General features: G+C 51.1%; 20 protein-coding genes, 2 tRNA genes and 1 riboswitch. Of the genes, 2 read left to right on the top strand and 20 right to left on the bottom strand.

What is annotated here, in order from left to right; translation table 11 throughout:
- Nucleotides 1–110 precede the first annotated feature (110 nt).
- Nucleotides 111–1,421: an NCS2 family permease gene (locus tag CYJ98_RS00220; RefSeq protein ID WP_101755838.1), complete on the top strand. Its 1,311-nt coding sequence runs from the start codon at nt 111–113 to the stop codon at nt 1,419–1,421.
- 83 nt (nt 1,422–1,504) lie between these two features.
- Here CYJ98_RS00220 and CYJ98_RS00215 read toward each other — a convergent pair whose 3' ends face one another.
- The 18 genes from CYJ98_RS00215 to gcvT all read right to left on the bottom strand — a co-directional run bounded on the left by CYJ98_RS00215 (nt 1,505) and on the right by gcvT (nt 19,900).
- Entirely contained in the window at nt 1,505–2,062 is a 558-nt protein-coding gene (locus CYJ98_RS00215; protein ID WP_070826444.1) for a hypothetical protein, read from the bottom strand.
- Between the two features lie 394 nt (nt 2,063–2,456).
- Nucleotides 2,457–2,531: transfer RNA gene (locus CYJ98_RS00210), tRNA-Glu, on the bottom strand.
- A gap of 12 nt (nt 2,532–2,543) precedes the next feature.
- Nucleotides 2,544–2,620: transfer RNA gene (locus CYJ98_RS00205), tRNA-Arg, on the bottom strand.
- Between the two features lie 132 nt (nt 2,621–2,752).
- Nucleotides 2,753–4,111, bottom strand: a complete 1,359-nt coding sequence (locus CYJ98_RS00200; protein ID WP_101755837.1) for a deoxyguanosinetriphosphate triphosphohydrolase — start codon at nt 4,109–4,111, stop codon at nt 2,753–2,755.
- Between the two features lie 56 nt (nt 4,112–4,167).
- Nucleotides 4,168–5,427: a transcription termination factor Rho gene (gene rho / locus CYJ98_RS00195; protein WP_003680905.1), complete on the bottom strand. Its 1,260-nt coding sequence runs from the start codon at nt 5,425–5,427 to the stop codon at nt 4,168–4,170.
- A 245-nt stretch (nt 5,428–5,672) separates the two neighbouring features.
- On the bottom strand, nt 5,673–6,575 hold the full coding sequence (locus CYJ98_RS00190) for a DMT family transporter (protein ID WP_101755836.1): 903 nt from the start codon (nt 6,573–6,575) through the stop codon (nt 5,673–5,675).
- 68 nt (nt 6,576–6,643) lie between these two features.
- Nucleotides 6,644–7,549 (bottom strand): hypothetical protein, encoded by a 906-nt coding sequence (locus CYJ98_RS00185; protein WP_143485307.1) that lies wholly within the window; start codon nt 7,547–7,549, stop codon nt 6,644–6,646.
- A gap of 98 nt (nt 7,550–7,647) precedes the next feature.
- Nucleotides 7,648–9,660 (bottom strand): glutamine--tRNA ligase, encoded by a 2,013-nt coding sequence (locus CYJ98_RS00180; RefSeq protein ID WP_317869987.1) that lies wholly within the window; start codon nt 9,658–9,660, stop codon nt 7,648–7,650.
- Nucleotides 9,661–9,765: 105 nt separating this feature from the next.
- Nucleotides 9,766–10,545 (bottom strand): DeoR/GlpR family DNA-binding transcription regulator, encoded by a 780-nt coding sequence (locus CYJ98_RS00175; protein ID WP_101755833.1) that lies wholly within the window; start codon nt 10,543–10,545, stop codon nt 9,766–9,768.
- A gap of 72 nt (nt 10,546–10,617) precedes the next feature.
- The gene (locus CYJ98_RS00170; RefSeq protein WP_101755832.1) at nt 10,618–11,331 is read right to left on the bottom strand and encodes a GntR family transcriptional regulator; all 714 of its coding nucleotides are present in this window, start codon (nt 11,329–11,331) and stop codon (nt 10,618–10,620) included.
- A 261-nt stretch (nt 11,332–11,592) separates the two neighbouring features.
- Complete coding sequence (locus CYJ98_RS00165) at nt 11,593–12,012, bottom strand: OsmC family protein (protein ID WP_003679886.1); 420 nt, start codon at nt 12,010–12,012, stop codon at nt 11,593–11,595.
- Nucleotides 12,013–12,123: 111 nt separating this feature from the next.
- A complete protein-coding gene (gene thiD / locus CYJ98_RS00160) occupies nt 12,124–12,933 on the bottom strand; it encodes a bifunctional hydroxymethylpyrimidine kinase/phosphomethylpyrimidine kinase (RefSeq protein ID WP_101755831.1) in 810 nt (269 codons plus the stop codon).
- A gap of 224 nt (nt 12,934–13,157) precedes the next feature.
- A complete protein-coding gene (gcvP, locus tag CYJ98_RS00155) occupies nt 13,158–16,010 on the bottom strand; it encodes an aminomethyl-transferring glycine dehydrogenase (protein WP_101755830.1) in 2,853 nt (950 codons plus the stop codon).
- 286 nt (nt 16,011–16,296) lie between these two features.
- On the bottom strand, nt 16,297–16,977 hold the full coding sequence (locus CYJ98_RS00150; RefSeq protein ID WP_101755829.1) for an energy transducer TonB: 681 nt from the start codon (nt 16,975–16,977) through the stop codon (nt 16,297–16,299).
- 41 nt (nt 16,978–17,018) lie between these two features.
- Nucleotides 17,019–17,570, bottom strand: coding sequence for a DNA-3-methyladenine glycosylase I (locus CYJ98_RS00145; RefSeq protein ID WP_101755828.1), 552 nt, complete (start codon nt 17,568–17,570; stop codon nt 17,019–17,021).
- Between the two features lie 107 nt (nt 17,571–17,677).
- Complete coding sequence (gene gcvH / locus CYJ98_RS00140; protein ID WP_036492952.1) at nt 17,678–18,076, bottom strand: glycine cleavage system protein GcvH; 399 nt, start codon at nt 18,074–18,076, stop codon at nt 17,678–17,680.
- A gap of 36 nt (nt 18,077–18,112) precedes the next feature.
- On the bottom strand, nt 18,113–18,652 hold the full coding sequence (locus CYJ98_RS00135; protein ID WP_101755943.1) for a hypothetical protein: 540 nt from the start codon (nt 18,650–18,652) through the stop codon (nt 18,113–18,115).
- Nucleotides 18,653–18,799: 147 nt separating this feature from the next.
- Entirely contained in the window at nt 18,800–19,900 is a 1,101-nt protein-coding gene (gene gcvT, locus CYJ98_RS00130; RefSeq protein ID WP_101755827.1) for a glycine cleavage system aminomethyltransferase GcvT, read from the bottom strand.
- 210 nt (nt 19,901–20,110) lie between these two features.
- Nucleotides 20,111–20,208: riboswitch (glycine riboswitch) on the bottom strand.
- A 207-nt stretch (nt 20,209–20,415) separates the two neighbouring features.
- On the opposite strand from gcvT, the gene ubiB reads away from it, so the two are divergent.
- Nucleotides 20,416–21,927, top strand: a complete 1,512-nt coding sequence (ubiB, locus tag CYJ98_RS00125) for a ubiquinone biosynthesis regulatory protein kinase UbiB (protein WP_070850202.1) — start codon at nt 20,416–20,418, stop codon at nt 21,925–21,927.
- A gap of 75 nt (nt 21,928–22,002) precedes the next feature.
- On the opposite strand, the gene CYJ98_RS00120 is transcribed toward ubiB, so the two are convergent.
- Nucleotides 22,003–23,373 carry a chloride channel protein gene (locus CYJ98_RS00120; RefSeq protein WP_101755826.1) on the bottom strand — a complete coding sequence of 457 codons (1,371 nt, stop codon included), beginning with the start codon at nt 23,371–23,373 and terminating at the stop codon, nt 22,003–22,005.
- A 77-nt stretch (nt 23,374–23,450) separates the two neighbouring features.
- Complete coding sequence (gene argJ, locus CYJ98_RS00115) at nt 23,451–24,671, bottom strand: bifunctional glutamate N-acetyltransferase/amino-acid acetyltransferase ArgJ (RefSeq protein ID WP_101755825.1); 1,221 nt, start codon at nt 24,669–24,671, stop codon at nt 23,451–23,453.
- Nucleotides 24,672–24,713: the final 42 nt, after the last annotated feature.

Raw genomic sequence — 24,713 nt, 5'->3', positions numbered from 1 at the left:
CCCGAAAATTCCCTTATCTGTTGAGAAGTTAAGGCCAAAAACCAAACTTTTTGCAGACCAATCCGACGATGCCGTCCCGCAAGCGGCTTTCCCAAAAGGAATATTTTTAAATGAGTTCTTCAAATCAAAGCGTTTTGGAACGATTGTTCAACCTGAGTGCCAATCAGACCAACGTCCGCACTGAAATCATGGCCGGTTTGACCACCTTCCTCGCCATGTGTTACATCATCATCGTCAACCCCCTGATTTTGGGCGAAACCGGCATGGATATGGGCGCAGTATTTGTGGCCACCTGTATCGCTTCCGCCATCGGCTGTTTCGTGATGGGTTTTGTCGGCAACTACCCGATCGCCCTCGCGCCGGGCATGGGCTTGAACGCCTACTTTACCTTTGCCGTCGTCAAAGGCATGGGCGTGGACTGGCGTGTGGCTTTGGGTGCCGTTTTCATTTCAGGCATCATTTTTATCCTGTTCAGCTTCTTTAAAGTGCGTGAAATGCTGGTCAACGCCCTGCCTATGGGCTTGAAAATGTCGATTGCCGCAGGTATCGGCCTCTTCTTGGCATTGATTGCGCTCAAAGGCGCAGGCGTGATTGTGGCCAATCCTGCCACATTGGTCGGTTTGGGCGACATCCACCAGCCTACCGCCCTGCTAGCGATGGCAGGCTTTGTCATGGTGGTTGCACTTGGCCACTTCCGCGTTAAAGGCTCCATCATCATCACCATTCTGACGCTGACCGCTATCTCCACCATCTTGGGCTTGAGCGAGTTCAAAGGCGTGGTCGGCGAAATTCCGAGCATTGCGCCAACCTTCATGCAGATGGACTTTAAAGGCTTATTCACCGTCAGCATGGTCAGCGTGATTTTTGTATTCTTCCTGGTTGACCTGTTTGACTCTACTGGCACCTTGGTCGGCGTTTCCCACCGCGCAGGCCTGTTGCAAGACGGAAAACTGCCGCGTTTGAAACGCGCCCTGCTTGCCGACTCTACCGCCATTATCGCCGGCGCCGCCTTGGGTACTTCTTCTACCACCCCTTATGTTGAAAGCGCGGCAGGCGTTTCTGCCGGCGGCCGTACCGGCCTGACTGCCGTTACCGTCGGCGTACTGATGCTGGCCTGTCTGATTTTCTCCCCGCTGGTTCAAAGCATTCCTGCATTCGCTACAGCCCCCGCCCTGCTCTATGTTGGCGCACAAATGTTGCGTAGCGCGCGCGAAATCGATTGGGATGACATGACCGAAGCCGCACCGGCATTCCTGACCATCGTCTTCATGCCGTTTACCTACTCGATTGCCGACGGTATTGCGTTTGGCTTTATCAGCTACGCACTCATCAAACTCTTGTGCAACCGCACCCAAGACGTACCGCCTATGGTATGGATTGTCGCCGTGTTGTGGGCATTGAAATTCTGGTTCTTAGGTTAAACTGCTCAAAAGAACAGGCCGTCTGAAAACTTTTCAGACGGCCTGTTTTATTTTACCCAGCGTTTAAAGCTGTCGATAAAAGATTATTTTTTCACTTTTTTAGCAGCTGGTTTAGCGGCAGCTTTCGCGCCTTTGTCCAATGCGCAGAAGCGGGTAACGATTTGATCAACTACTTCTTGTTTGCCGTTTACTTCGGTAGTACCGCGGATAGTCAGCATATTGCCGTCAACTTTGTCTACGTTGGCTGCAGTGGCTGCTTCAGCAACCCAAGCGACATTACCGCCCCAGAATGCGTTTACGTCTTTGCTGCTGTCAGTGATACGGAACAGGTTTTCAGTTAATTGGCCTTTGTATTTTACTTGTGCAGCAACAACTTCGTTGCCTTTGAAGCCGTACATTACGCTCAGAGGCTCTTTGCCGTCTTTACCGCATTTGTAGTGAACTTCTTTAGTACCGTCGATAGAGTCTACTTTCAAAGTATTAGGTACTGGAGCTTGAGCTTGTTGAGCCTGAGCTTGAGTTTGTTGTTGCGCAGTAGGCGCAGCTTTAGCTTCAGGTTTGGCTTTAGAACCGCTGCTACATGCAGTCAGGGCAACAGCCGCCAAAACGGCAGGAACGATTAATTTAACATTCATATTCATAATTGACTCCCAAATGGTTTCAATAAAAAACCGGCAAACGCCGGCTGACATTTACACATTAACAGAGATATTCCGTCTTGTCTTTATCTCAGACGGCATTTTTTAAGAAAAGTTCAAATAAATATTTTTATTTTCTAAAATCAAGAAATTATAAATATGAAATCATGTAAATTCAGGTTTAGGAACTCTTAAGATGAATACTGTTGTCAATAAATTGGGTTTTGACAATGGTAAAATGAGATTGAAAAGCGCATATAGACGACAAAAAGTCTGGGCAATTTATTTTACACACTTCTGCCTCTTGAGTTACTGAGCGTTTCAGACGGCCTTAGAACACAAACAGTAAATGCAATAAAAAAACGCAATCTGAAACAGATTGCGTTTTTTTGAAAACTGGCACGCCCACGGGGAATCGAACCCCGGTTACCGCCGTGAAAGGGCGATGTCCTAACCGCTAGACGATGGGCGCGTATAAATCTTGTGGCGCACCCGGAGCGATTCGAACGCCCGACCCTCTGGTTCGTAGCCAGATACTCTATCCAACTGAGCTACGGGTGCATCCTCATCACTTCGCAAGTGCGTTGTGAATCAAGAAGACCGAATAATATAGGCTTTACTGAAACCTGTCTACTCTTTTCGCAGATATTTTTTATATTTTTATTTAACCAATTGAAATTAAAAAATATAAAATTAACGTAAAATCCCTACTCCTGACAAATCCTGCGCCATTTTGGCGGCGGAGTTATCGGTCATGCCGCCGACAAAATCCAAGATTTTCATATATGCCTGATACAGACTGTCTTCAGGAAGAATCGGATTGTGCTTTTTCAATAATTCCAACGCCAAAGACTGACGCGTTGCCAACTGTTTTTCAGCAATCAGGGCATAAGCGGCAGGGACGAGCAAATCCAAGATGGAGCCTAAGCATGGGAATGTTGCAATTTCGGTCAAGAGCTTGGTGTGATGGCGGAAAATCCGTGTTTGCGCCAATTCTTTCGCTTTTGCCAAAGTGTTTTGCACTTGCGGGCTACACAGAGCAAGCAAGTCTTTGCCTTTGAATGTTCCGTCCAACAAGTCGGACTGATGCAGCATAAAGGTTTGCGCGACATCATCAATCGCCTTACCAATCGCAATGCCGCGCAACATGGCGCAACGCTGACGACTGGAGCTGGCGTGCCATGCGCTTTCGGCAAAGGTCAGCTCAGACAAAATACTCTCCACTTCCGTATCCGTGAGCAAATCCAATTCAACGGCATCTTCCAAATCCAGCAAGGCATAGCAAATATCGTCGGCGGCCTCCATCAAATAAGACAAAGGATGACGCGCCCAGCTGTCTGCTCCTACGGAAACCAGCCCCAATTCGTCAGCAACTTGACGGATAAACGGCAACTCGGTTTGATAAATATTGAATTTCTTTCTGCCGTTCGGATGTTGCGTTGTCCACGGATACTTCAACAATGCGCCGATGGCTGCCGCAGTCAGGCGCATTCCGCCCGCCTCGGGATACATTTCAAGACTGGCGACGATACGCAGGCTATGCGCATTGCCTTCATAGGTTTGAATGTCGTTGCGTTCCGCTTCGTTCAATGTATTTAAATAAATTTGATGTTCAGGCCGTCTGAACCAATCGCGCAAAGCATCTTCGCCAGTATGGCCAAACGGCGGATTGCCCAAATCATGCGCCAAACAGGCAACCTGCACCACGGCACCAATATCGCTGGGCGTATTGCCCTGCGGCAGAAAACCGCCGTTGTGCAACATCACGCCCACGCGGTTGCCCAAGCTCCTGCCCACGCTGGCAACTTCAACGCTGTGCGTCAGGCGGTTGTGCGTCAAATCGTGTTGCGCCAGCGGATGCACCTGCGTTTTACGGCCAAGGCGGCGGAAGGCTCCGGAAAAAACAACCCGGTCGTAGTCGATATGGAAATCCGTACGTAAAGCATCGGCACCTTCCTGAGTCGAAGGGGTAACGGTCGGCACGATTTCGCCGTTTTTGGTACGGAAACGTTGGGTGGATAATAAGTTTTGCCAATTCATTCGGATGGTCATAAAGGTTCCTCAAGCAAAGTAAAGGCCGTCTGAAACATATTCAGACGGCCTTATGTTTATTTACCGCGCATCAATTCAAAGAAATCGTCATTGTTTTTGGAGTCTTTGAGTTTGCCCACCAAAAACTCGGTCGCTTCGATTTCATCCATCGGATGGAGGAATTTACGCAAGAGCCACATACGCTGCAACTGATCGTTCGGTACCAGCAATTCTTCGCGGCGCGTACCGGATTTGTTGATGCTGATGGCCGGGAACAGGCGTTTTTCTGCCATGCGGCGGTCAAGGTGCAATTCCATATTGCCCGTGCCTTTGAACTCTTCGTAAATCACGTCGTCCATGCGGCTGCCGGTTTCAACAAGCGCTGTTGCAATAATGGTAAGCGAACCGCCCTCTTCCACATTACGCGCTGCGCCGAAGAAGCGTTTCGGACGGTGCAAGGCGTTGGCATCGACACCGCCGGTCAAGATTTTGCCCGAAGTCGGCACAACGGTATTGTAGGCGCGCGCCAAACGGGTAATCGAATCCAGCAGGATGACCACGTCTTTTTTGTGTTCAACCATACGTTTGGCTTTTTCAATCACCATCTCGGCCACTTGTACATGGCGTTGCGCAGGCTCGTCAAACGTAGAGGAAACGACTTCGCCGCGTACAGAACGGCTCATTTCGGTCACTTCTTCCGGACGCTCGTCAATCAACAGGACAATCAGCTCGACATCGGGGTAATTGGCGGTAATGGCGTGGGCAATGTTTTGCAACATCACGGTTTTACCGGTTTTAGGCGGCGCAACCAACAATGCACGTTGGCCTTTACCGATTGGGGAAACCAAGTCGATGGCGCGGCCGGTCAGATTTTCTTCGGCTTTGATGTCGCGCTCGAGTTTGAATTGTTCGGTTGGGAATAAAGGCGTGAGGTTTTCAAAGAGGATTTTGTGTTTGCAGACTTCGGGCTGATCGCCGTTGATGGTATCGAGGCGGACAAGTGCGAAATAACGCTCGTTGTCTTTAGGCACACGCACGCTGCCTTCGATGGTGTCACCGGTGTGCAGATTGAAGCGACGGATTTGCGTGGGCGAAACATAAATATCGTCAGGACCGGCAAGGTAAGAAGTATCTGCGCTACGCAAGAAACCGAAGCCGTCGGGCAGGATTTCGAGCGTACCGGAACAGGTAAAGCTGACATTTTGCTTCATCATCTGGCGGACGATGGCAAAAACGAGGTCTTGTTTGCGGAAACGGTTGGCGTTTTCAATGCCATGTTCTTCTGCCATTTCCAAGAGTTTGGAAATGTGGAGGGTTTGGAGTTCTGAAACGTGCATAGTATTGATATATTTTGAATGGTATCAGAGAGATGGCACAAAGGCCGTCTGAAAGGATGAAATCGTACCGCAGGATACGGTAGATTTTTGAGAAAGTTGAATTTTAGGCAGTTGGAGGCGGGGTGTCAAATTTTTAAATCGAACACTGAGGCCGAGACCTTGGTCTTATCCTGCAATAAGATTACGGCTGGAAGCAACGTGGCAACCGCAATCTTATCATCAAAAATCCGAGTATTTGCCCAACTTCAGACGGCCTTTTGCCCATACCGCATCAGCGTCATGCCGCCAACCGCCGCCGCACAACCTGCGACCAGTGAAATATGCAGCGATTCGCCCAAAAACCACGCCGAAGACAGCACGCCGAAAATCGGCACGAGCGTAATATACGCCGCCGCGCTGCCTGCGCCCAAAGTCTTCACGCCTTCAAAATACCACGCATAGGCCAATACCGTCGCGCCGATGACCAGCCACGCCAATGCCGTCCAACCGCGTGCATCCATCGCCGCCATTGCCTCAAAAGGCAATCCATCGACCCACAACGCCACCACCGCCAACATCAACGCGCCGATAAGCGAAGTTGCCGCCGTTACCGTCAGCGCATCTATTCCGCGCAAGACCGCACGCCCGATTAAGGTATAGGCCGCCCAGCAGACCACGCAGCCGAAAATCAGCCACTCCCCCGCCTTGATGCCGCCCGACAATACCGTCAACGGCTGCCCTTGCGTTACCGCCGTTATCGCACCACAAACCGCCAACAGCATACCCGCCAAAATCTTCGCATTTAAACGCTCGCCGAAAAACCAAGTCGCCAACAGCAGCGTCAGCACGGGATTTATCGCCACGACCACCGCCGCCTTGCCTGCCGGCATAGTCTGCAAACCCAGCATAAAAAACACCGCATAGCCGCACACGCCGACGGAAGCGGCTGCAACCAAGCCCAGCCATTGCCGCGCCGACAAAGCCGCCAAAGTCGCAAACCTGCTGCGCGCAAACAACCAGCCCAACAACAAAACCGAAGCCAAGACAAACCGAACCGCCCCACCCGTCAACGGCGGCAGCGACTGCCCCAGTATCCGCCCCATCGGCCAGGATGCGCCCCACAACACTGCCATTCCCAGCAGTTTCAAATGTACAGAATAACGTTCCATCTCATCCCTTTATCGAAAAAGTCCGTCTAAAAACCAGATTTCAAGTTTTCAGACGGCCTTCAATACCACTATTCTGCCGCCTTTGATTTGGGCCGGACAACTTTTTTACCCCAGCACAATTCAGGCAAATCAACAGTGCTTACTACTGTAACGATATCCGGTTTACCCCTATCCCATTCCAGCGTAACACCGTCATCATCAATCGCACAGCCTGGCAAGTTTTTCTGTGCTAATGTCAGTTCAATGTTTTTTAACTGTTTATTTGAATCAAGAATGACGTTTCCCCAATAAGGCTGATCATTGGAAGCAATATTTACCTGCCAATAACCGTCACGTTCAGTGCGCATCACTCGCATAAAATACAATTTCCCATCCACAAACCACTCAGGCAGGGACACTTCGGCTGATTCGTTTAACATGCAACTTGATAGGAAATAATCAGCAGGACTGGACGGCATCTTGCCACTTTTAGTCAATGCTTGCCACTCTATCTCTCCGTCACTCCGGCAGGACCACCCTTCCACATCAACCGTCCTGACTTCCTCGATAGCATTTATCGTCAGTGTTGCTTGATAACCATCTTCAGTCTGGTACGCAGAACGATTCATTCCATTAACTTCGATGCCTTTCCATTCAACAGGACGAGAAAATGTAACTTCGCTAAAAGTAGAAAAATCAGGCTTTTCCGATACCCCATCCTGAGGAGCTACGGTCAGCTTCGAGCCTGCCGGGATTCGTATACCATCAATCACCAACTCCTCTTTAGCCGTTTGATAACTTGAATCATTATATCTTTTAGTTTGCCATGCCTTAACCATATACATGCCAAACAATGACACCACGATCAAATTGAAAATGATGGCTGAATTCCTAATCAGCGGATTTTTGGATTTAACAATTGCCACAATACTGGCAATCCAAACTATGGCGGCCATAGCCAATAAGGCCATGACAATAAGAATTAAATTCTCCAAAACAAGTATTCCCTTTTCTTTATATTCAGAAAATAGGTCGTCTGAAAACCCGATTTCAAGTTTTCAGACGACCTTCCAATATTGCTGTTGCAAACAGATTACTTAGGCTGCCAAGAATCTTTCAGCGTTACCGTGCGGTTAAACACCGGCGTATCTTTGCTGTGGTCTTTGCGGTCGGTGACGAAATAGCCGATGCGTTCAAACTGCCAACGGCTTTCCGCCGGCAAATCTTTTGCGACAGGTTCGGCGTAGGCGGTGATTTCCTTGATGGATTCAGGATTGAGAAAATCGGTAAACGGCAGGTAGTTGCCGTCTTCGCCGCGCACGGCATCGGGACGCTCGACGGTAAAGAGGCGGTCATAGAGGCGGACTTTGATTTCGGCGGCGTGTTCGGCGGAAACCCAGTGAATCACGCCTTTGACTTTGCGGCCTTCGGGATTTTTGCCCAAGGTATCGTGGTCGATGCTGCACTTGAGTTCAACCACATTGCCTGCCTCGTCTTTTACCACTTCATCGCACTTGATGACATAGCCGTGGCGCAAACGAACTTCGCCGCCGGGAATCAGGCGTTTGAAGCCTTTGGGCGGATTTTCGGCAAAGTCGTCGGCTTCGATGTAGATAGTTTGTGAAATAGGTACTTCGCGATCGCCCATTTCTTCGTGGTTCGGATGGAACGCGGCACGGCGGCTTTGGGTTTTACCGGTTTCAAAGTTGGTCAGGGTTACTTTGAGCGGGTTCAAAACCGCCATCAAACGTGGCGCAGAGTTTTCCAACTCTTCGCGAATCGCACCTTCCAACACGCTCATATCGACGATGTTTTCAGATTTGGAAATACCGGCGCGTTTGGCAAACAGGCGCAGGCCTTCGGGCGTGTAGCCGAGGCGGCGCATACCGGAAATGGTCGGCATACGCGGGTCGTCCCAGCCGGTAACGTGGCCTTCTGAAACCAGTTGGTTCAGCTTGCGTTTGGAGGTGATGGAATACAAAAGCTCCAAACGGGAAAACTCGTATTGGCGCGGACGCGGATCAATTACATCAACTATCTCCTTTAATATTTGAATGCTAGAATCTACATGATGAACACTCAACTGATAAGGGGCAGTAATCGCTTCCAATGCTTCTTTCCAAGAATGAAGTAAATTTTCACGACTAAGATCCTTAATCGACTCTATAACGCCTTTCTCTAACTCCCATATTTCATCCACTCTTTTATTAGATTTATCAAACTCTTGTTCACTCGGTTCAACAAAAGGATGGGCATTATAAGAATAAGACATTTCGTTATCTTGATTCGTTAATTTTTTTATTTTATATAAATCGTTAATAATTATATCAATCCTATTAAGTAGATTTGCATTTTTAGAAATATTATTTAACACCCAGTCGTAAAGCGGGCGGTGGGCTTCAAACTCGAGCGTACACAAGGAATGCGTGATGCCTTCGATGGCATCGGAAATGCAATGCGTGTAGTCGTACATCGGGTAGATGCACCATTTGTCGCCGGTGTTGTGGTGATGGGCGCGGCGGATACGGTAGATGACGGGGTCGCGCATATTGATGTTGCCCGATGCCATGTCGATTTTCAGACGCAAGGTTTTGCTGCCGTCGGGAAACTCGCCGTTTTTCATGCGTGTGAACAGGTCGAGGTTTTCTTCTTCGGTGCGGTCGCGGTAAGGGCTGTTCTTGCCCGCTTCAGTCAGCGTGCCGCGGTATTCGCGCATTTGTTCGGGCGTCAAATCATCGACATACGCCTTGCCGTCTTTGATCAAATCGACGGCGTAGTCATACAGCTGGTCGAAATAATTGGAAGCGAAACGCGGCTCGCCTGCCCAATGGAAGCCCAACCACTCAACGTCTTCTTTGATGGCGTTGACGTATTCGTCATTTTCTTTTTCAGGGTTGGTATCGTCAAAACGCAAGTTGCACAAGCCGTCGTAAATATACGCCAAACCGAAGTTCAGGCAGATGGATTTGGCGTGGCCGATGTGCAGATAGCCGTTCGGCTCGGGCGGGAAGCGGGTTTGGATGGCTGTATGTTTGCCGCTTTTGAGGTCTTCTTCGATGATGGTGCGGATAAAGTGGTTGTCCGCGAATTGGTCTTTATTCAACATAATATTTCTTTGATGGAAAGATGATTTTCTGTTTTCAGACGGCCTGGGCATTCAATCAGGCCGTCTGAAAGGAATGGAATGATGGCTCAATTGTACCCGACTTGGCTACTTTGATACAGGGTCGGCAACCTGCCACGCTACGCCGCGCTCGTTTAGGGTTTTCTGCATGGCGGCAGATGGTGGGCGGTCGGTAAACAGCTTATCGAATGCGCCGATATCGCCCAGTCTGACCAAGGCATTGCTGTTGAATTTGCTGTGATCGACGCCAAGATAGCGCACGCGGGCATTGTTCACCATCGCCTGCATGACGCTGACTTCCTTGTAATCGTCATCCAAAAGCGAGCCGTCGTTTTCTATGCCGTGGGTACTCATGATGGCATAGTCGACTTTGAATTGGTTGATGAAATCGACAGTCGCCACGCCCGTAATGCCGCCGTCCAACGGACGGACCACGCCGGAAGCGATGATGACTGTGTAATCGGTACGCGCCGCAGTGATGGAGGCGGCGTAGATATTGTTGGTGATAATCCGCAGGTTTTTACGCTGTCTGACCAACTCGGCGGCGACGGCTTCCATGGTGGTGCCGATGCTGATAAACAGCGAGGCATTGTCGGGAATGGTGGAAGCAATCAGACGGGCAATGGCGTTTTTTTCCTGCTGCTGATGGTTGCGCCGCTCCTGCCCTGCCGTTACAACCGAAACGTCGCCCAAAGATGCGCCGCCGTGATAGCGTTTGAGCTGTCCAGTCTCGCTCAACTCTTGCACATCGCGGCGTATGGTTTGCGGCGTAACATCCAAATTTGCCGCCAATTCTTCCACCGTCATAAAGTTATGTTCGCGGACAAGGCTGAGGATATGTTCGTGTCTTTGGATTTTGGGTTTCATGGCGTTTCGTTTTGTAGGGATAAACCAATGGCCGTCTGAATATTTCAGACGGCCTTGTTATTGTCAAACCGATTACATCTCGAGTTTCTGTTCCAAGCGTTCCATACACGCGCCCAAGTGGCGGCGTATGACTTTGGTCACACGATTGCGCTTGCCTGCCAGCAACAAATCGAGGATTTCTCGGTGTTCATGGTGTGAATTGGAATCTATGTTGCGCTTTTCTTTGCGAAGCGGATCGGAAACGGCCACAATCAATGAAGAGCGCGCGCATAAGGTATTCATTATTTCAAACAGGACATCGTTGTCCAGCAGCCGCGCCAATTCGACATGGAAGGCATTGGCCAGGCGGTTCCAACCCACGCGGTCGCCGCTTTCGGAGGCTGCACCCTCTTGCTCAATCATGGCGTAAAGCGGTTTCAGACGCGTTTCCAAATCAGGCATATCGATGAGGACGCTCAGAATCATGCTTTCCATTTCGATACGCGTATTGAACACGTCTTTCATTTCTTTCAAGTCCGGCACATGGACAAATGCGCCGCGGTTGGGCTGCAAATCGACGATTTTGTCGTGCGCCAAAAGCGATAATGCGCCACGCACGGTATTACGCGAGCAAACCATTTGCCGGCAAAGCTCGGACTCGGTCAATTTTTTGCCCGGCAGCAGCAGATGGTCGGTAATGCCGTCCAAAATCAATGCGTACACGCGGAAGAGTTCGGAATCGTGACGCTCTTCCAAAATAAGCGATGAAGTTGCAGGCGCAACGTTGGTATTATTTTCGTAATCCATAATGTTTCCCCAGTATCCGTATTAAGGCACAAGCGTTTACAAACCTGCAGCTTTCGGGGTTGTTTAAAATATAATTAAAAATTGTTGACAATGTTAAACGAAACTTGCACAATGAGGTCAACAAGCCAAGTTATAAAGGCTGATAGAGAGAGAGAAAAAGGAATAAAAAGCAAGCAGATATATTCATGTTAATGCGTGAATATATCTGCTTTTTTTGTGGGTAGCCGGTTCACGCTCCAGCATTCCTACCCTGAAACCGCCCTATTCTGTTTCGACGATCTCGAAGCTGTGGCTCATTTTTGCCGCTTTGCCCAGCATAATCGATGCGGAGCAATATTTTTCGGCAGACATCTGTACGGCGCGTTCAATCGCGCTTTCTTGCAAATCCCGACCATACACTTTGAAATGGATATGGATTTCGGTAAACACGCGCGGCGCGGTGTCGGCGCGCTTGGCAGTCACTTCGGCACGGCAGTCGGTGATTTTTTGGCGTTGTTTCTCGGCAATCATCACCACATCGATGCTGGAACAGCCTGCTACACCCAACAACAGCATTTCCATCGGGCTGGGGCCGCGTTTGACTTCGCCTTCAGCCGCCGCGCCTTCCATTACGACGCTGTGTCCGTTTGCCGTTGTACCGACGAAGCACATTCCGTCTATCCATTTTGAGGTAACTTGCATGGTGTCTTTTTTATCCGTAAAAGCATTAATCCGATATTGTAAACAATTTCAAGTGATAAACCTAGTCAGGCCGTCTGAAAAATACAATCAATTACAATCGGCCTAAACGCATTATTCGTCCCGATACGCCCAATGATTGACCGGCCCGTGCCCTGCCCCGATGCCCAAAGGATGGGAAATGGCGGCGGCAATATAGTTTTTTGCCGTTTGAACCGCCTCGGGCACGCTAAACCCTTTTGCCAGCTCGGCAGTGATGCAGGCAGAAAATGTGCAGCCCGTGCCATGCGTATGCGGCGTCGGGAAACGTTTGCTGTTCAGCTCAATGGTTTCGTATGGCGTAAACAGCCAGTCGGTGCAATATTCGCTTTGGCTGTCGGCAAGATGGCCGCCCTTAATCACCACATTTTTCACGCCCCAATCCTGAAGAGTTTTGGCAGCGCGTTCCGCATCTTGGTGGTTTTCAATATTGATACCCGTCAATACCTGCGCTTCAGGCAGATTGGGGGTCAATACGTCCGTATGCGGCAGCAGCAGGCGTTTCATGGCTTCGACGGCTGACTTTTCCAACAACGGCGCACCGCCTTTGGCAATCATGACCGGATCCAACACGCGTTTGCCGAAATCGCATTCGGCAGTTTGTTCCGCCACGCATTCGATGATTTCCGCCGTACCCAGCATGCCGATTTTATAGGCGCGGATTTGGAAATCCTCCTGAATCGCAGCAATTTGCGCGGCAATCATATCGGTCGGTATCGGATGTACTGCCGATACGCCCAAAGTATTTTGTGCGGTAACTGCTGTCAGTACGCTGGTGCCGAACACGCCGCGCATCTGAAATGTCTTCAAATCCGCCTGTATGCCTGCGCCGCCGCCGGAATCGGAGCCAGCAATCGTCAGCGTTTGAATAAAAAGTTCGTCCATCGTGTCCTCCTGTTTTTCAGACGGCCTTTTGTTTATCGTTGTTGAAAGCCGTTTTGGTTTTATCCGCAAACAAGTCATGCGCCGTCTATCTTTCCGAAAGCCTTATTTGTTGTTTTACCCAAAACAAACGTACGTTCTCGGGCGGAATATCTTAACAAACAAAAGGCCGTCTGAAAACTATTTTCATTTTCAGACGGCCTGTTCAATTTTAAACCTATTCAGGCTTATTCTTCGTATGCGTCAATCGGCAAGCAGGAGCAAACCAGATTGCGGTCGCCATAGACCTCATCCAAACGTTTCACACTCGGCCAGAATTTGTTTTCACGCACGAACGGCAACGGGAAGACGGCTTCTTCGCGGGAATATGGGTGCGCCCATTCGCCGGTTACGTCGGCGGCGGTGTGCGGGGCGTTGACCAGCGGATTGTCGTCTTTCGGCCATTCGCCGCGCTCGACTTTCAGCACTTCCTGTTTGATTTGTTTCAGGGCGGCGATGAAGCGGTCGAGTTCGGCTTTGCTTTCGCTCTCGGTCGGCTCGATCATCAGCGTGCCGGCAACGGGGAAGGAAACCGTCGGCGCGTGGAAGCCATAGTCCATCAGGCGTTTGGCAATGTCGGTTTCGGTGATGCCGCTTTCGGCTTTGAGCGGACGCAAATCAACGATACATTCGTGCGCGACGCGGCCGTTTTTGCCTGCATACAGAATCGGATAGTCTTCGCTCAGGCGTTTGGCGACATAGTTGGCGTTGAGCAACGCCCAGCGCGTCGCCTGTTCCATGCCTTGTTTGCCCATCATGGTCAGGTACATCCAAGTAATCGGCAGGATGGACGCAGAACCGAAGGCCGCAGCAGCAACGGCGGTTTGGTCGGCACTGGCACTGTGGGTGTCGGTCAAAGCGTGTCCCGGTGCAAACGGGGCGAGGTGGGCTTTCAAACCGATAGGGCCGACGCCCGGGCCGCCGCCGCCGTGAGGGATGCAGAAGGTTTTGTGCAGGTTCATGTGCAACACGTCCGCGCCGACTTCGGCAGGCTGCATGATGCCGATTTGGGCGTTGAGGTTGGCGCCGTCCATGTAAACCTGTCCGCCGTTTTCATGGATGATGCGGCAGATGTCGCGGATACCTTCTTCGTACACGCCGTGGGTGGACGGGTAGGTAATCATGATGGCGGACAAGGCGTCGCGGTGTTGCTCGGCTTTGGCTTTCAAATCGTCGATGTTGACGTTGCCGTGTTCGTCGGTATCGACGACGACGACTTTCAAACCGAGCATGGCGGCGGTGGCAGGGTTGGTGCCGTGGGCGGATTTGGGAATCAGGCAGATGTTGCGGTGTCCCTCGCCGTTGGCTTCTTGATAGCGGCGGATGGAGAGCATGCCGCTGTATTCGCCCTGCGCGCCGGAGTTGGGCTGGAAGGAAATCGCGTCAAAGCCGGTAATGGCTTTCAGGCTGTTTTCCATGTCGGTCAAGAGTTCGCGGTAGCCTGCGGCTTGGTCTTTGGGAGCGTAGGGGTGGATGTCGGTGAACTCTGCCCAGGTAATCGGCAACATTTCCGCAGTCGCATTGAGCTTCATGGTGCAGCTACCGAGCGAAATCATACTGCGGTTCATCGCCAAATCGCGGTCTTCGAGTTTTTTCAGGTAGCGCAGCATTTCGTGTTCGGTGTGGTAACGGTTGAACACGGGATGTTGCAGAATATCGTCTTGACGCAGCAACTCGGCGTTCAGACGGCCTTTGACGTCATCGGCAAATGTAGCCGTATCCTTGCCGGTAAACGCGCGGTACAAATCGGTTAAATCTTCGCATGTCGAAGTTTCATGGAAGGCTGCCGCAACTTGAGTATCGCTCACGCGGCGCAGGTTGTAGCCCGATTCCAAAGCAGCGGCGAACACTTGGTCTGCTTTCTCTTTGCTGCCGAAATCAACGGTAACGGTATCGAAGAAGACTTTGTGAACCACATTCAGGCCGTCTGAAACCAGCGCATCGGCAAAGGCAGAAGCCAGCGCGTGAATGCGGTTGGCGATGCGTTTCACGCCTTCGGGGCCGTGATAGACGGCGTACATACCGGCCAAGTTCGCCAGCAATGCCTGCGCGGTACAAATATTGGATGTCGCTTTTTCGCGGCGGATGTGTTGCTCGCGGGTGGACAACGCCATGCGCAAGGCAGGTTTGCCCGATGCGTCTTTGGATACGCCGATGATACGGCCCGGAGCGGAACGCTTGAATTCGTCTTTAAACGCGAAATAAGCGGCGTGCGGACCACCGAAGCCCATCGGCACGCCGAAGCGCTGGGTGTTGCCCAAAGCGATATCTGCGCCCAGTTCAGCCGGAGACTTCAGCAAAACCAAGCTCATGATGTCGGCGGCAACGGCAACGATTGTGCCTTTTGCTTTCAGACGGCCGATAACATCCTGCAAGTCTTGCACATCGCCGTCTTTGCCGACGTATTGGAATAGCGCGCCGAAGTATTCGCCCTCGTCGGCTTGGGCAAAATCGCCGACCACCAGTTCAAAGCCGAAATATTTGGCGCGGGTTTTCATCACGTCCAAAGTTTGCGGATACACGCGCTCGTCCACAAAGAAACGCTCGGATTTCACTTTGCCCACGCGGTGCGCCATCGCCATCGCTTCGGCGGCAGCGGTTGCCTCATCCAGCAAAGACGCGCCTGCCACAGGGAAACCGGTCAAATCGATACACACCTGCTGGAAGTTCAACAAAGCTTCCAAACGACCCTGAGCAATTTCCGCCTGATACGGGGTGTAGGCGGTATACCAACCCGGATTTTCCAATACGTTGCGCAAAATCACATTCGGCACGCGGGTCGGGTAATAGCCCAAACCGATATAGGACTTGTTGATCACGTTTTTCGACGCAATGCCTTTCAATTTCGCCAACGCGTCCGCCTCGGTCAGGGCTTCGGGCAGGTCGAGTTCGGACGGCATACGGATGCTTTGTGGCACGGTATTGCCGACAAAATCATCCATGCTCTTCTCGCCGAGCGCTTCCAAAAGCGCAGCCTCGTCGCCAAAGCTCAAATGGCGCGCGGCAAATTCGTTCGGGTTGAACAATTCAGATAGTTTCATTTCTACTCCTTCGGTATTGTAGGAAGCTGCCGTTGGGCAGGTGTTTTGGGGTTCAGATGACGATATCCACTTGTTTTACGTTACAGCGGCGCCGGACAGGCTTGGCAATATGGACATCATGTCGTAAAACGATGATGCACCAAAATATCGGTCATGTGAGTATGTTTTTTGGTTTTCAATTCTCAAATTGGAAAAGATATAGCTTGGCTAAACCGACTATGTTTGCCACGTTGATCTTTCCAACGTTCCAAGTCTACTCATAAAAACTTTAATTTGGTTCTACTGTCTATTCAAGTTTGAAGTTGACTGGAGCATTAAACTGCGACCAAACAGGTTGACCGTTTGTTACAGCAGGTAGAAAGATACCACTGATCATAGCTGCCTTAGCTGCTTTGTCCAATCTAGTGTAGCCTGAACTTTGCAAAATTTTAACGCTATCCAAACCACCTTTGGGTGAAACCAAAACCTTTAACACAATCTCTCCTTCTTCCCCATTCTCTTGTGATAACCTTGGATAACTTACATTTAGTTTACGGTAGACACCTCCTGCAAAATTGTCATGTTTTCCATACAGCAGATAGATATATTCCGCATACGCGGGGACATTTTTGCATACTTTCTGCGCTTGGCCATTTTCATCGATTGAGTTAGAACAATTCTGAGTAGGTTGATAACGTTTCTGACGTTTCTTCGCTAATGCAGCATTGCATAATGCCCTACTTACCTGCTCATCACGACATACTGCGCCATCAACACCGCCTTTTTCGTTGATAACTGATAATACTGATAATACTCCTCCTTTTTCTCCATCAGGAGTGGGGGCGACCACTACCTTCGGTTTTGACACTTCCGGTCGTATTAAAATTTCTTCGACAGATGGCAGTTTTTTGCCTGGAGAAGAGGAACAGGCTGCCAAAAACGTAGACAGCACCAAGAGGATTACGGTAGAGGGTTTTATAATATTCATTTTTTAATTTTTTTCATAACGCATTTTGCCCGGACTAAGTTTCAAACGGACCCCGTCCATTTCGGACTACATTTTAAAACTTCTTGATAAACCGGACAGGTTTCCACATGCGCGCCGGGCAGGTAGCCGGTACTCATCAGAAATTCGCCGACGATTTCGCCGCCGACAAATTTGAAATGTTTTTTAAACAGCTTCACCCATTCAGCCTTGTCGAGCGGATGGTGTGTATCCAGCCAGTTTTTGAATGAGCCGTATTCTTGCTGTATTTGTTTGATTTGTCGCGCGTTATAAATGGCTGCGTTGATTTTCAGGCGGTTGCGGACGATGCCTGCATCGACAAGCAGTCGCTCAATATCGGCTTCGTCAAATGCGGCAACCGTATCGATGTCGAAACCTTTAAATGCCGTCTGAAATGCCCGTTGCTTCTTCAGCATCAGCGTCCAGCTCAATCCTGCCTGATTGATTTCCAACACCAGCCGCTCAAACAATTCATTGTCGTCCTCAATCGGAAAACCGTATTGCGTGTCGTGATAATGTTGGTTGGGGTTGTCCGTATCGTCGGGTAGCGTGGCGACAAATTCGCAGTAATTCATGTTTATTGAGGAAAAATTGAAACAAAGGCCGTCTGAAAGCATTTTTCAGACGACCTAAGACCTGCAATATCAAACAGATAAAAAACCTGTTTGGATGTTTGCAAAAATCAAGCTACTTCGCCTGCGTATTGTTCGGCAGTCAGCAGACCGTCGTAATCGGCAGGGTTGGCAGGTTTGATTTTGAAGAACCAGCCTGCGCCGTAAGGGTCGCTGTTGGCAGTTTCCGGAGCGCTTGGCAAATCTTCGTTGACGGCAACGACTTCGCCTGCAATCGGCGCGTACACGTCAGATGCGGCTTTTACAGACTCAACCACACCGGCTTGTTCTTCGGCAGCCAGGTTTGCGCCGACTTCAGGCAGCTCGACAAACACGATGTCGCCCAACAGCTCTTGCGCGTGGTGGGTAATGCCGACGGTGATGGTACCGTCTTCTTCAAGGCGCAGCCATTCGTGGCTGGCAACGTATTTCAGTTCTGCTGGGATGTTGCTCATGGTTTGATACTCCATTGATAGGGGGTTATTTTCAGACGGCATCTGCTCAGCTTAGCGTGCGCAGATACCTCGTGCGATTAATTCTTCCAAGCGTCCATAATGGACGGCAATCATATTGTTTTTATCTTGTTCCAATTTTTGCTTTTGGGCGGAAGGAAGTTTAGGGGATGCAGAATAATCCAAATATGCTTCGTTTATCTTGCGCTTGTTACTTGCCATTACGCCGCTTGCGCGGAATACAACGATTCCTTGTTTGGACCTCATATTGTCTGCAACGGCAATCTTCAGGCCTTTGCTGCGGTAATCTGCACAAATGCCTGTAACAGCCGATACTTTATCCACTTCAACTGTTCCTGCATAACGGCTGAACGCAAACAATGTAAATGATTTCGCTTGCGACAATGATTTCAGGTCGGAAACACGGCTTCTACCCTTATTATCTTGCACGGCAATACTCAAATCATCATTCATGCGGATAATATCAAGAGCATATTCCCCGTCTATCATCACCTCGCCGGCAATCTTTCCATTGCCGCCAACGGTTTTCATAAATGTTGCAGTACGGGATTTTCCTTCTGTATCGAAAAACATCAATCCGCGCTCGCCGGCAGACGAAGCGCAAGCCGATAACATCAATAACAACAATAAACTGCCAAAGGTTGCTTTCATAGGAAATAACAATTCCTTAAAACCTGCTTCCAGACGGCCCTTAACAAATAAAGGCCGTCTGAACCGATATTAATCAAACTGTTTTTGACCGTTGCGCACAAATGGCAGCTTCAGTACGCGCACGTCCACTTCTTTACCACGCATCAGCACTTTGGCGGTATCGCCGTCAAAGTCTTTCGGCACGCGCGCGATGGCGATGGATTGTTTCAGGCTTGGAGAGAATACGCCACTGGTGGTTTCGCCTTGGCCTTTGTCGGTCAACACTTCCATATGCGCGCGCAGGATGCCACCTTTTTCGAGCAACAGACCGACCTGTTTCACGGCAACGCCTTTTTCTTTCAATGCCAGCAAGGCGGCTTTGCCGACGAAATCGCGGCTTTCGTCTTTCAAATCAACGGTCCAATCCATGCCTGCTTCGAGCGGGCTGGTGTTATCGTCCATATCGTTGCCGTAGAGGTTCATACCGGCTTCCATGCGCAGAGTGTCGCGTGCGCCGAGGCCGCAAGGCTGTACGCCTGCTGCTTGCAGGGCTTTGAAGAATGCGACGGCTTCGGTGCCCGGCAGAATCACTTCGACGCCGTCTTCACCGGTGTAGCCGGTGCGGGCAACAAACCAGTCGTTGCCCAAATCCGCGCCTTGGAACGGTTTGAGGCCGTGAATTACGTCTGCCCATTCAGGTTTGACAGTCAGGAGTTTTTCGATGGCTTTAGGACCTTGTACGGCAAGCATGCCGAGGTCGTAGCGCGGATTGAAGGCAACGCCGAACTCTTGTCCGACTTTGTGGAATTGTGCCGTATCTTTTTCGCGGGTAGCGCCGTTGGACACGATGCGGTATTGGGTTTCTGCTTCGTTGGTACGGTAAACGATCAAGTCGTCAATCACGCCGCCGTTGTCGTTGAGCAAAGCGGAATAAAGGGCTTTGCCGACAAAAGCGAGTTTGGCGACATCGTTGGCAATCAATTTGCGGAAAAAGGCTTTGGCATTTGCGCCTGCTACGTCGGTAACGAGCATATGGGATACGTCAAACATACCGGCGTCGGTGCGCACGGCTTCGTGTTCGGCGATTTGTGAACCATAATGGATGGGCAGCTCCCAGCCGGCAAAATCTACCAGCTTCGCGCCTGCATCTTGATGGGCTTGATGAAATGGGGTGGTTTTCAGAGCAGTCATTCTCAAGTTTCTCCGGATTTTTTGTTCAGATGCCGCCCGCGCACCTGTGCGCGGATGACCCTATCTGTCCTTGAACCTGAGATTTTCGGCCGTATCCGCATGATGGCAAACCAGTCTGCTCACTGCTTTGCGCGGTTGTCTGAATGGTGGTTCAGACGGCCTTCTCCCCTTCGGTGGACGTTATTCTAACGCCGCTCTCCAGATTGTTTGTTTCAATGTGCAGTCCCTGATACCTGAGCGATTTAAGGGTGTCTGCGCCTTCGGTGGTTACATTGTAGTTGGGTGTAACACTCTCCTGCACATTTCCCGATTATGTCTTGAATCGGCGGTTTGGGCAAGTAGCCGATGAATATTTATGATGTGAATATTCGTCTTTTTATTAGGGCGACAAAACCTGAGCCTTTATCAAATTGTTGGCTATGCGGCAAATGTTTTTGCAAAAGTCTCAGGCCGTCTGAAGCCCTTACCCGTTTTTCCTATATAATTCTGTTTTTTTCGATTTATCTGCGTCCATCATGAACCGCCTCAAACGCATTAAAACCATCCTCTGTACGCTCTACCGCTACCGCCTTGCCGAGCTGATTGCCTCGCTGGTCCGTCCGGGTTGGGCGCGGACTTTCCTCAATATGCTGCCGCAGTCGTCCAAGTTCAAACACGAGACACCTGCCGTGCGCCTGCGTTTGGCTTTGGAAAGCCTAGGGCCGATTTTCATCAAATTCGGGCAGGTATTGTCCACGCGCCCCGATTTGATTCCGCATGATTACGCGGTCGAACTGGCCAGGTTGCAAGACAAAGTGCCACCGTTTGACGCGCAGCTTTCACGCTCGCAAATCGAAAAATCGCTGGGCCAATCCATCGACACTTTATACGCGGAATTTGAAACCGAACCCGTCGCCAGCGCGTCCATCGCCCAGGTACACAAAGCCCGCCTGCACTCGGGCGAACAGGTCGCAGTGAAAGTCTTGCGCCCCAACCTTTTGCCCGTTATCGAACAGGATTTGTCGCTGATGCGCTTTGGCGCAGGCTGGGTGGAGCGTTTGTTTTCAGACGGCAAGCGTTTGAAGCCGCGCGAAGTGGTGGCCGAATTCGACAAATACCTGCACGACGAATTGGACTTGATGCGCGAAGCCGCCAATGCCAGCCAGCTCGGTCGCAATTTCCAAAACAGCGATATGCTGATTGTGCCGAAGGTATTTTACGACTACTGCACCAGCGACGTACTAACCATCGAATGGATGGACGGTACGCCGGTATCCGATATTGCCAAACTCAAAGCCGACGGCATCGATTTGCACAAACTTGCCGATTACGGCGTGGAAATCTTCTTCACGCAAGTTTTCCGCGACGGCTTTTTCCATGCGGATATGCACCCCGGAAATATTTTGGTCGCCGCCGACAACCGCTACATCGCCCTCGATTTCGGCATCGTCGGCACGCTGACCGATTACGACAAACGCTATCTCGCCATCAACTTCCTTGCCTTTTTCAACCGCGATTACCACCGCGTCGCCACCGCCCACATCGAATCGGGCTGGGTGCCTGCCGACACGCGCGCGGAAGAATTGGAAGCCGCCGTCCGCGCCGTGTGCGAGCCGGTGTTCAACAAACCGATTTCGCAAATTTCCTTCGGCTTGGTGCTGATGCGCCTGTTTGAAGTCAGCCGCCGCTTCAATGTCGAAATCCAGCCGCAACTTGTGTTGCTGCAAAAAACGCTGCTCAACATCGAAGGCTTGGGACGCCAGCTTGATCCCGATTTGGACTTGTGGAAAACCGCCAAACCGTTTTTGGTGCGCTGGATGAACGAACAGGTCGGCCCCAAAGCCCTCTGGCGCAACCTCAAAAACGAAGCCCCCGACTGGGCGCAAATCATCCCTTCCCTGCCGCGCAAAATCAATGCGTTGGTTGATGAAAACCGCCAGCAGGAAATGCGCGATGCCTATGTGCACTTGGTCAAAGTGCAACAACGCCAAAGCCTGTGGCTGGGTATGATTGCGGTTGTTTTGTTGCTGATTTTGCTGTTTAAGTAAACCGTAATACAGCTTTAAACGACATATAAAAGGCCGTCTGAAATCTGATTTTCAGACGGCCTTTTATATGCCTATCTATTCTTTTTTCTCATGCGGAACATGTCCGCTTTCGGCTTCGATATGCCGTCTGAAGCGCAAACCTGCGGCGTGATAAAACGGATGCGGCGAGAATTGGCGCGAGACTTGCGAAGCGAAGATGCACGTCAGTAGCATCCAAAACAGTAAATTCTGTCCGCCCGTCATTTCCATTACCACCACGGCGGCAGTCAACGGCGATTGGGTCGCGGCGGCAAGGAATGCGGCCATGCAGAGCAAAACCGCGACATTGGACGCGTCGCCCAGTTGCGCGAAAGAGGCTATGTGTTCGCCTATCATCGCGCCGATGGTTAACGACGGCGTGAAGATACCGCCGGGAATGCCTGCCCAGTAGCTGAACACGGTTGCCGCCCATTTTGCGGCTGCCAAGCCGATTGGTGCTTCATACGCGCCTTTGAGTGCGGCTGCGGCTTCGTGATAGCCCGTGCCATAGGTTTTGCCTTGATAAAACGTACCGAGCAGCGCCAGCAAAATGCCCATTACAAAGGCGACCACCAACAAATGACGGCGGATGAAACTGCGCCAGCGCACCGGTGCGAATGCCGCCGCACCGCGATACAAAAAGCTGCCGAACAATCCGCCTGCCACGCCGCAGACAATGCCCGACACTGCGGCCCACATCAGCATGTTTGGCAGCTCGTGTCCTTGAAACCCTGAAAAATACGGGTTGTTACCCTGTATCGCCACTTGAATGAAACCGGCCGCCAACACGCCCATCAAGATTTGGCGTTCCCAACGCAAAATCACGCCGCGCCCCAATTCTTCGATGGCAAACACCACGCCGGCCAAAGGCGCGTTAAACGCCGCCGCCAAACCGCCGGCCGCGCCTGCGGCAATCAAATCGTTTTCCTGCATGCCCCTAAACGCCAGCCCGTGCTTTTTACACCACGCGCCCCAAGCGTTCATGACCGCCGCGCCCACTTGTACAGACGGCCCTTCCCTACCGATCGACGCCCCCAAAATCATGCCCAAAAACGTCAGCGGAATCTTAAAAAAGGTTTCGCCCAGACGAATCAGACGGGTTTTCTGCGCGCCATACGGCAAAGACAACGAAGCGATGACCTGCGGAATTCCGCTGCCGGAAGTGTACGGCGCAAATTTGCGCGTAAACCACGCCAAAAGTGGCAAGCCCAGCGGCAAGGCCACCCATGCAAACCACGGATATTTCCCTACCAACAAGGCATTCCATTCCAAAGCCAAATCCGCCAAACGCGCAAACAGCAAAGCTGTCAGGGCAACCAGCGCCGAGCCTGCCAGCAAAAACAGAAAAGCCATGCTTTTTTTCGACAGGCGTTTGGTTTGGCGGATTTTGTGGGCGAGGCGCGCCGCCCAAGTCTGTGGAAATTTCATAATAGGCATGCAGTCAATGTGTTCAGACGGCCTTGATACTTTTCTCAAAGGCCGTCTGAACACAAGGATAAAGGTTTTTAAGAACGATAATCCGCGTTAATCGACACATATTCGTGCGACAAATCGCAGGTATAAACAACCGTCTCCGTATCGCCGCGTTGCAAATCGATGCGGACGGTGATTTCCGGACGGTTCATCACGGCTTGCCCTGCCTCTTCGGTATAGCTTTCCGCACGGCCGCCGTTTTCGGCCACCAACACGTCATCCAGCCACATTTTCAAAGCATCGACATCCAAGTCTTCAATACCGGCATAGCCGACGGCGGCTAACAGACGGCCCAAGTTCGGGTCGGAGGCAAAGAACGCAGTTTTTACCAAAGGCGAATGGGCGACGGCATAAGCCACCTTGCGCGCCTCTTCGCGGGTTTTCGCGTTTTGCACTTCAATCGTGATGAACTTGGTCGCGCCCTCGCCATCACGGACAATCGCCTGCGCCAATTCCAAAGCCAGCGAACCGAGCAAGGCTTTGAGCTGGGCATAGCGCGGATCGGCGGTATTGTCGATTTCGCTCTGACCGCAACGGCCTGTCGCCATAATCACAAAGCTGTCGTTGGTGCTGGTATCGCCGTCCACGGTAATCGTATTGAAACTTTCGTCTGCGATTTCTTGCGTCATCAGCTGCAAAATCGGCTGGGACACTTTGGCATCGGTGGCAATAAACGACAACATGGTCGCCATGTTCGGATGAATCATGCCCGAGCCTTTGGCGATGCCGGTAGCGCGGACTGTGTGTTTATCGCCGACCAGGCCTTGGCGCGAAGCGGCTTTCGGTACAGTGTCCGTCGTCATGATGGCACGCGCCGCGTCCGACCAGAATGCAGGGCGCACTTGCGGCAAAGCGGCCACAATTTTATCCACAGGCAGCGGCTCCAAAATCACGCCGGTCGAAAACGGCATGATTTGATTGGATTGGCAGCCAACCTGTTCCGCCACGGCCGCGCACACTTTAATCGCGTCCAGACGGCCTTGCGCACCGGTACCCGCATTGGCATTGCCCGTATTGACGACTAAGGCACACACGCCGTCTTGGTCAAACAGGTGCGACTTGGCAATATGCACCGGCGCGGCGCAGAAACGGTTTTGCGTAAACACCGCGCCCACCGTATGTCCGCCGCCCAACACCATCAGCGTCAAATCGTCGCGGTCTTGTTGCTTGATGCCGGCGCGACCTGTAAACAGACGGATACCGTCGATTTCCAACAATTCGTCTGCACGTTTTTCAGTCAAATTTACAGCCATATCATTTTCTCCTGTTTTACACTGTTTTCAGACGGCCTAAAC

Origin of the sequence: Neisseria perflava (assembly GCF_002863305.2) — a bacterium.
GTDB lineage: Bacteria > Pseudomonadota > Gammaproteobacteria > Burkholderiales > Neisseriaceae > Neisseria > Neisseria perflava_A.
The sequence above is the reverse complement of the archived record's forward strand: the minus strand, read 5'-3'. Positions and strand labels throughout refer to the sequence as shown.

Bases quoted from the DNA above. Each gene is read 5' to 3' on its own strand.
- CYJ98_RS00220 (WP_101755838.1), top strand. From the start codon at position 111: ATGAGTTCTTCAAATCAAAGCGTTTTGGAACGATTGTTCAACCTGAGT.
- CYJ98_RS00215 (WP_070826444.1), bottom strand. From the start codon at position 2,062: ATGAATATGAATGTTAAATTAATCGTTCCTGCCGTTTTGGCGGCTGTT.
- CYJ98_RS00200 (WP_101755837.1), bottom strand. From the start codon at position 4,111: ATGACCATCCGAATGAATTGGCAAAACTTATTATCCACCCAACGTTTC.
- rho (WP_003680905.1), bottom strand. From the start codon at position 5,427: ATGCACGTTTCAGAACTCCAAACCCTCCACATTTCCAAACTCTTGGAA.
- CYJ98_RS00190 (WP_101755836.1), bottom strand. From the start codon at position 6,575: ATGGAACGTTATTCTGTACATTTGAAACTGCTGGGAATGGCAGTGTTG.
- CYJ98_RS00180 (WP_317869987.1), bottom strand. From the start codon at position 9,660: ATGTTGAATAAAGACCAATTCGCGGACAACCACTTTATCCGCACCATC.
- CYJ98_RS00175 (WP_101755833.1), bottom strand. From the start codon at position 10,545: ATGAAACCCAAAATCCAAAGACACGAACATATCCTCAGCCTTGTCCGC.
- CYJ98_RS00170 (WP_101755832.1), bottom strand. From the start codon at position 11,331: ATGGATTACGAAAATAATACCAACGTTGCGCCTGCAACTTCATCGCTT.
- CYJ98_RS00165 (WP_003679886.1), bottom strand. From the start codon at position 12,012: ATGCAAGTTACCTCAAAATGGATAGACGGAATGTGCTTCGTCGGTACA.
- thiD (WP_101755831.1), bottom strand. From the start codon at position 12,933: ATGGACGAACTTTTTATTCAAACGCTGACGATTGCTGGCTCCGATTCC.
- gcvP (WP_101755830.1), bottom strand. From the start codon at position 16,010: ATGAAACTATCTGAATTGTTCAACCCGAACGAATTTGCCGCGCGCCAT.
- CYJ98_RS00150 (WP_101755829.1), bottom strand. From the start codon at position 16,977: ATGAATATTATAAAACCCTCTACCGTAATCCTCTTGGTGCTGTCTACG.
- CYJ98_RS00145 (WP_101755828.1), bottom strand. From the start codon at position 17,570: ATGAATTACTGCGAATTTGTCGCCACGCTACCCGACGATACGGACAAC.
- gcvH (WP_036492952.1), bottom strand. From the start codon at position 18,076: ATGGAGTATCAAACCATGAGCAACATCCCAGCAGAACTGAAATACGTT.
- CYJ98_RS00135 (WP_101755943.1), bottom strand. From the start codon at position 18,652: ATGTTTTTCGATACAGAAGGAAAATCCCGTACTGCAACATTTATGAAA.
- gcvT (WP_101755827.1), bottom strand. From the start codon at position 19,900: ATGACTGCTCTGAAAACCACCCCATTTCATCAAGCCCATCAAGATGCA.
- ubiB (WP_070850202.1), top strand. From the start codon at position 20,416: ATGAACCGCCTCAAACGCATTAAAACCATCCTCTGTACGCTCTACCGC.
- CYJ98_RS00120 (WP_101755826.1), bottom strand. From the start codon at position 23,373: ATGAAATTTCCACAGACTTGGGCGGCGCGCCTCGCCCACAAAATCCGC.
- argJ (WP_101755825.1), bottom strand. From the start codon at position 24,671: ATGGCTGTAAATTTGACTGAAAAACGTGCAGACGAATTGTTGGAAATC.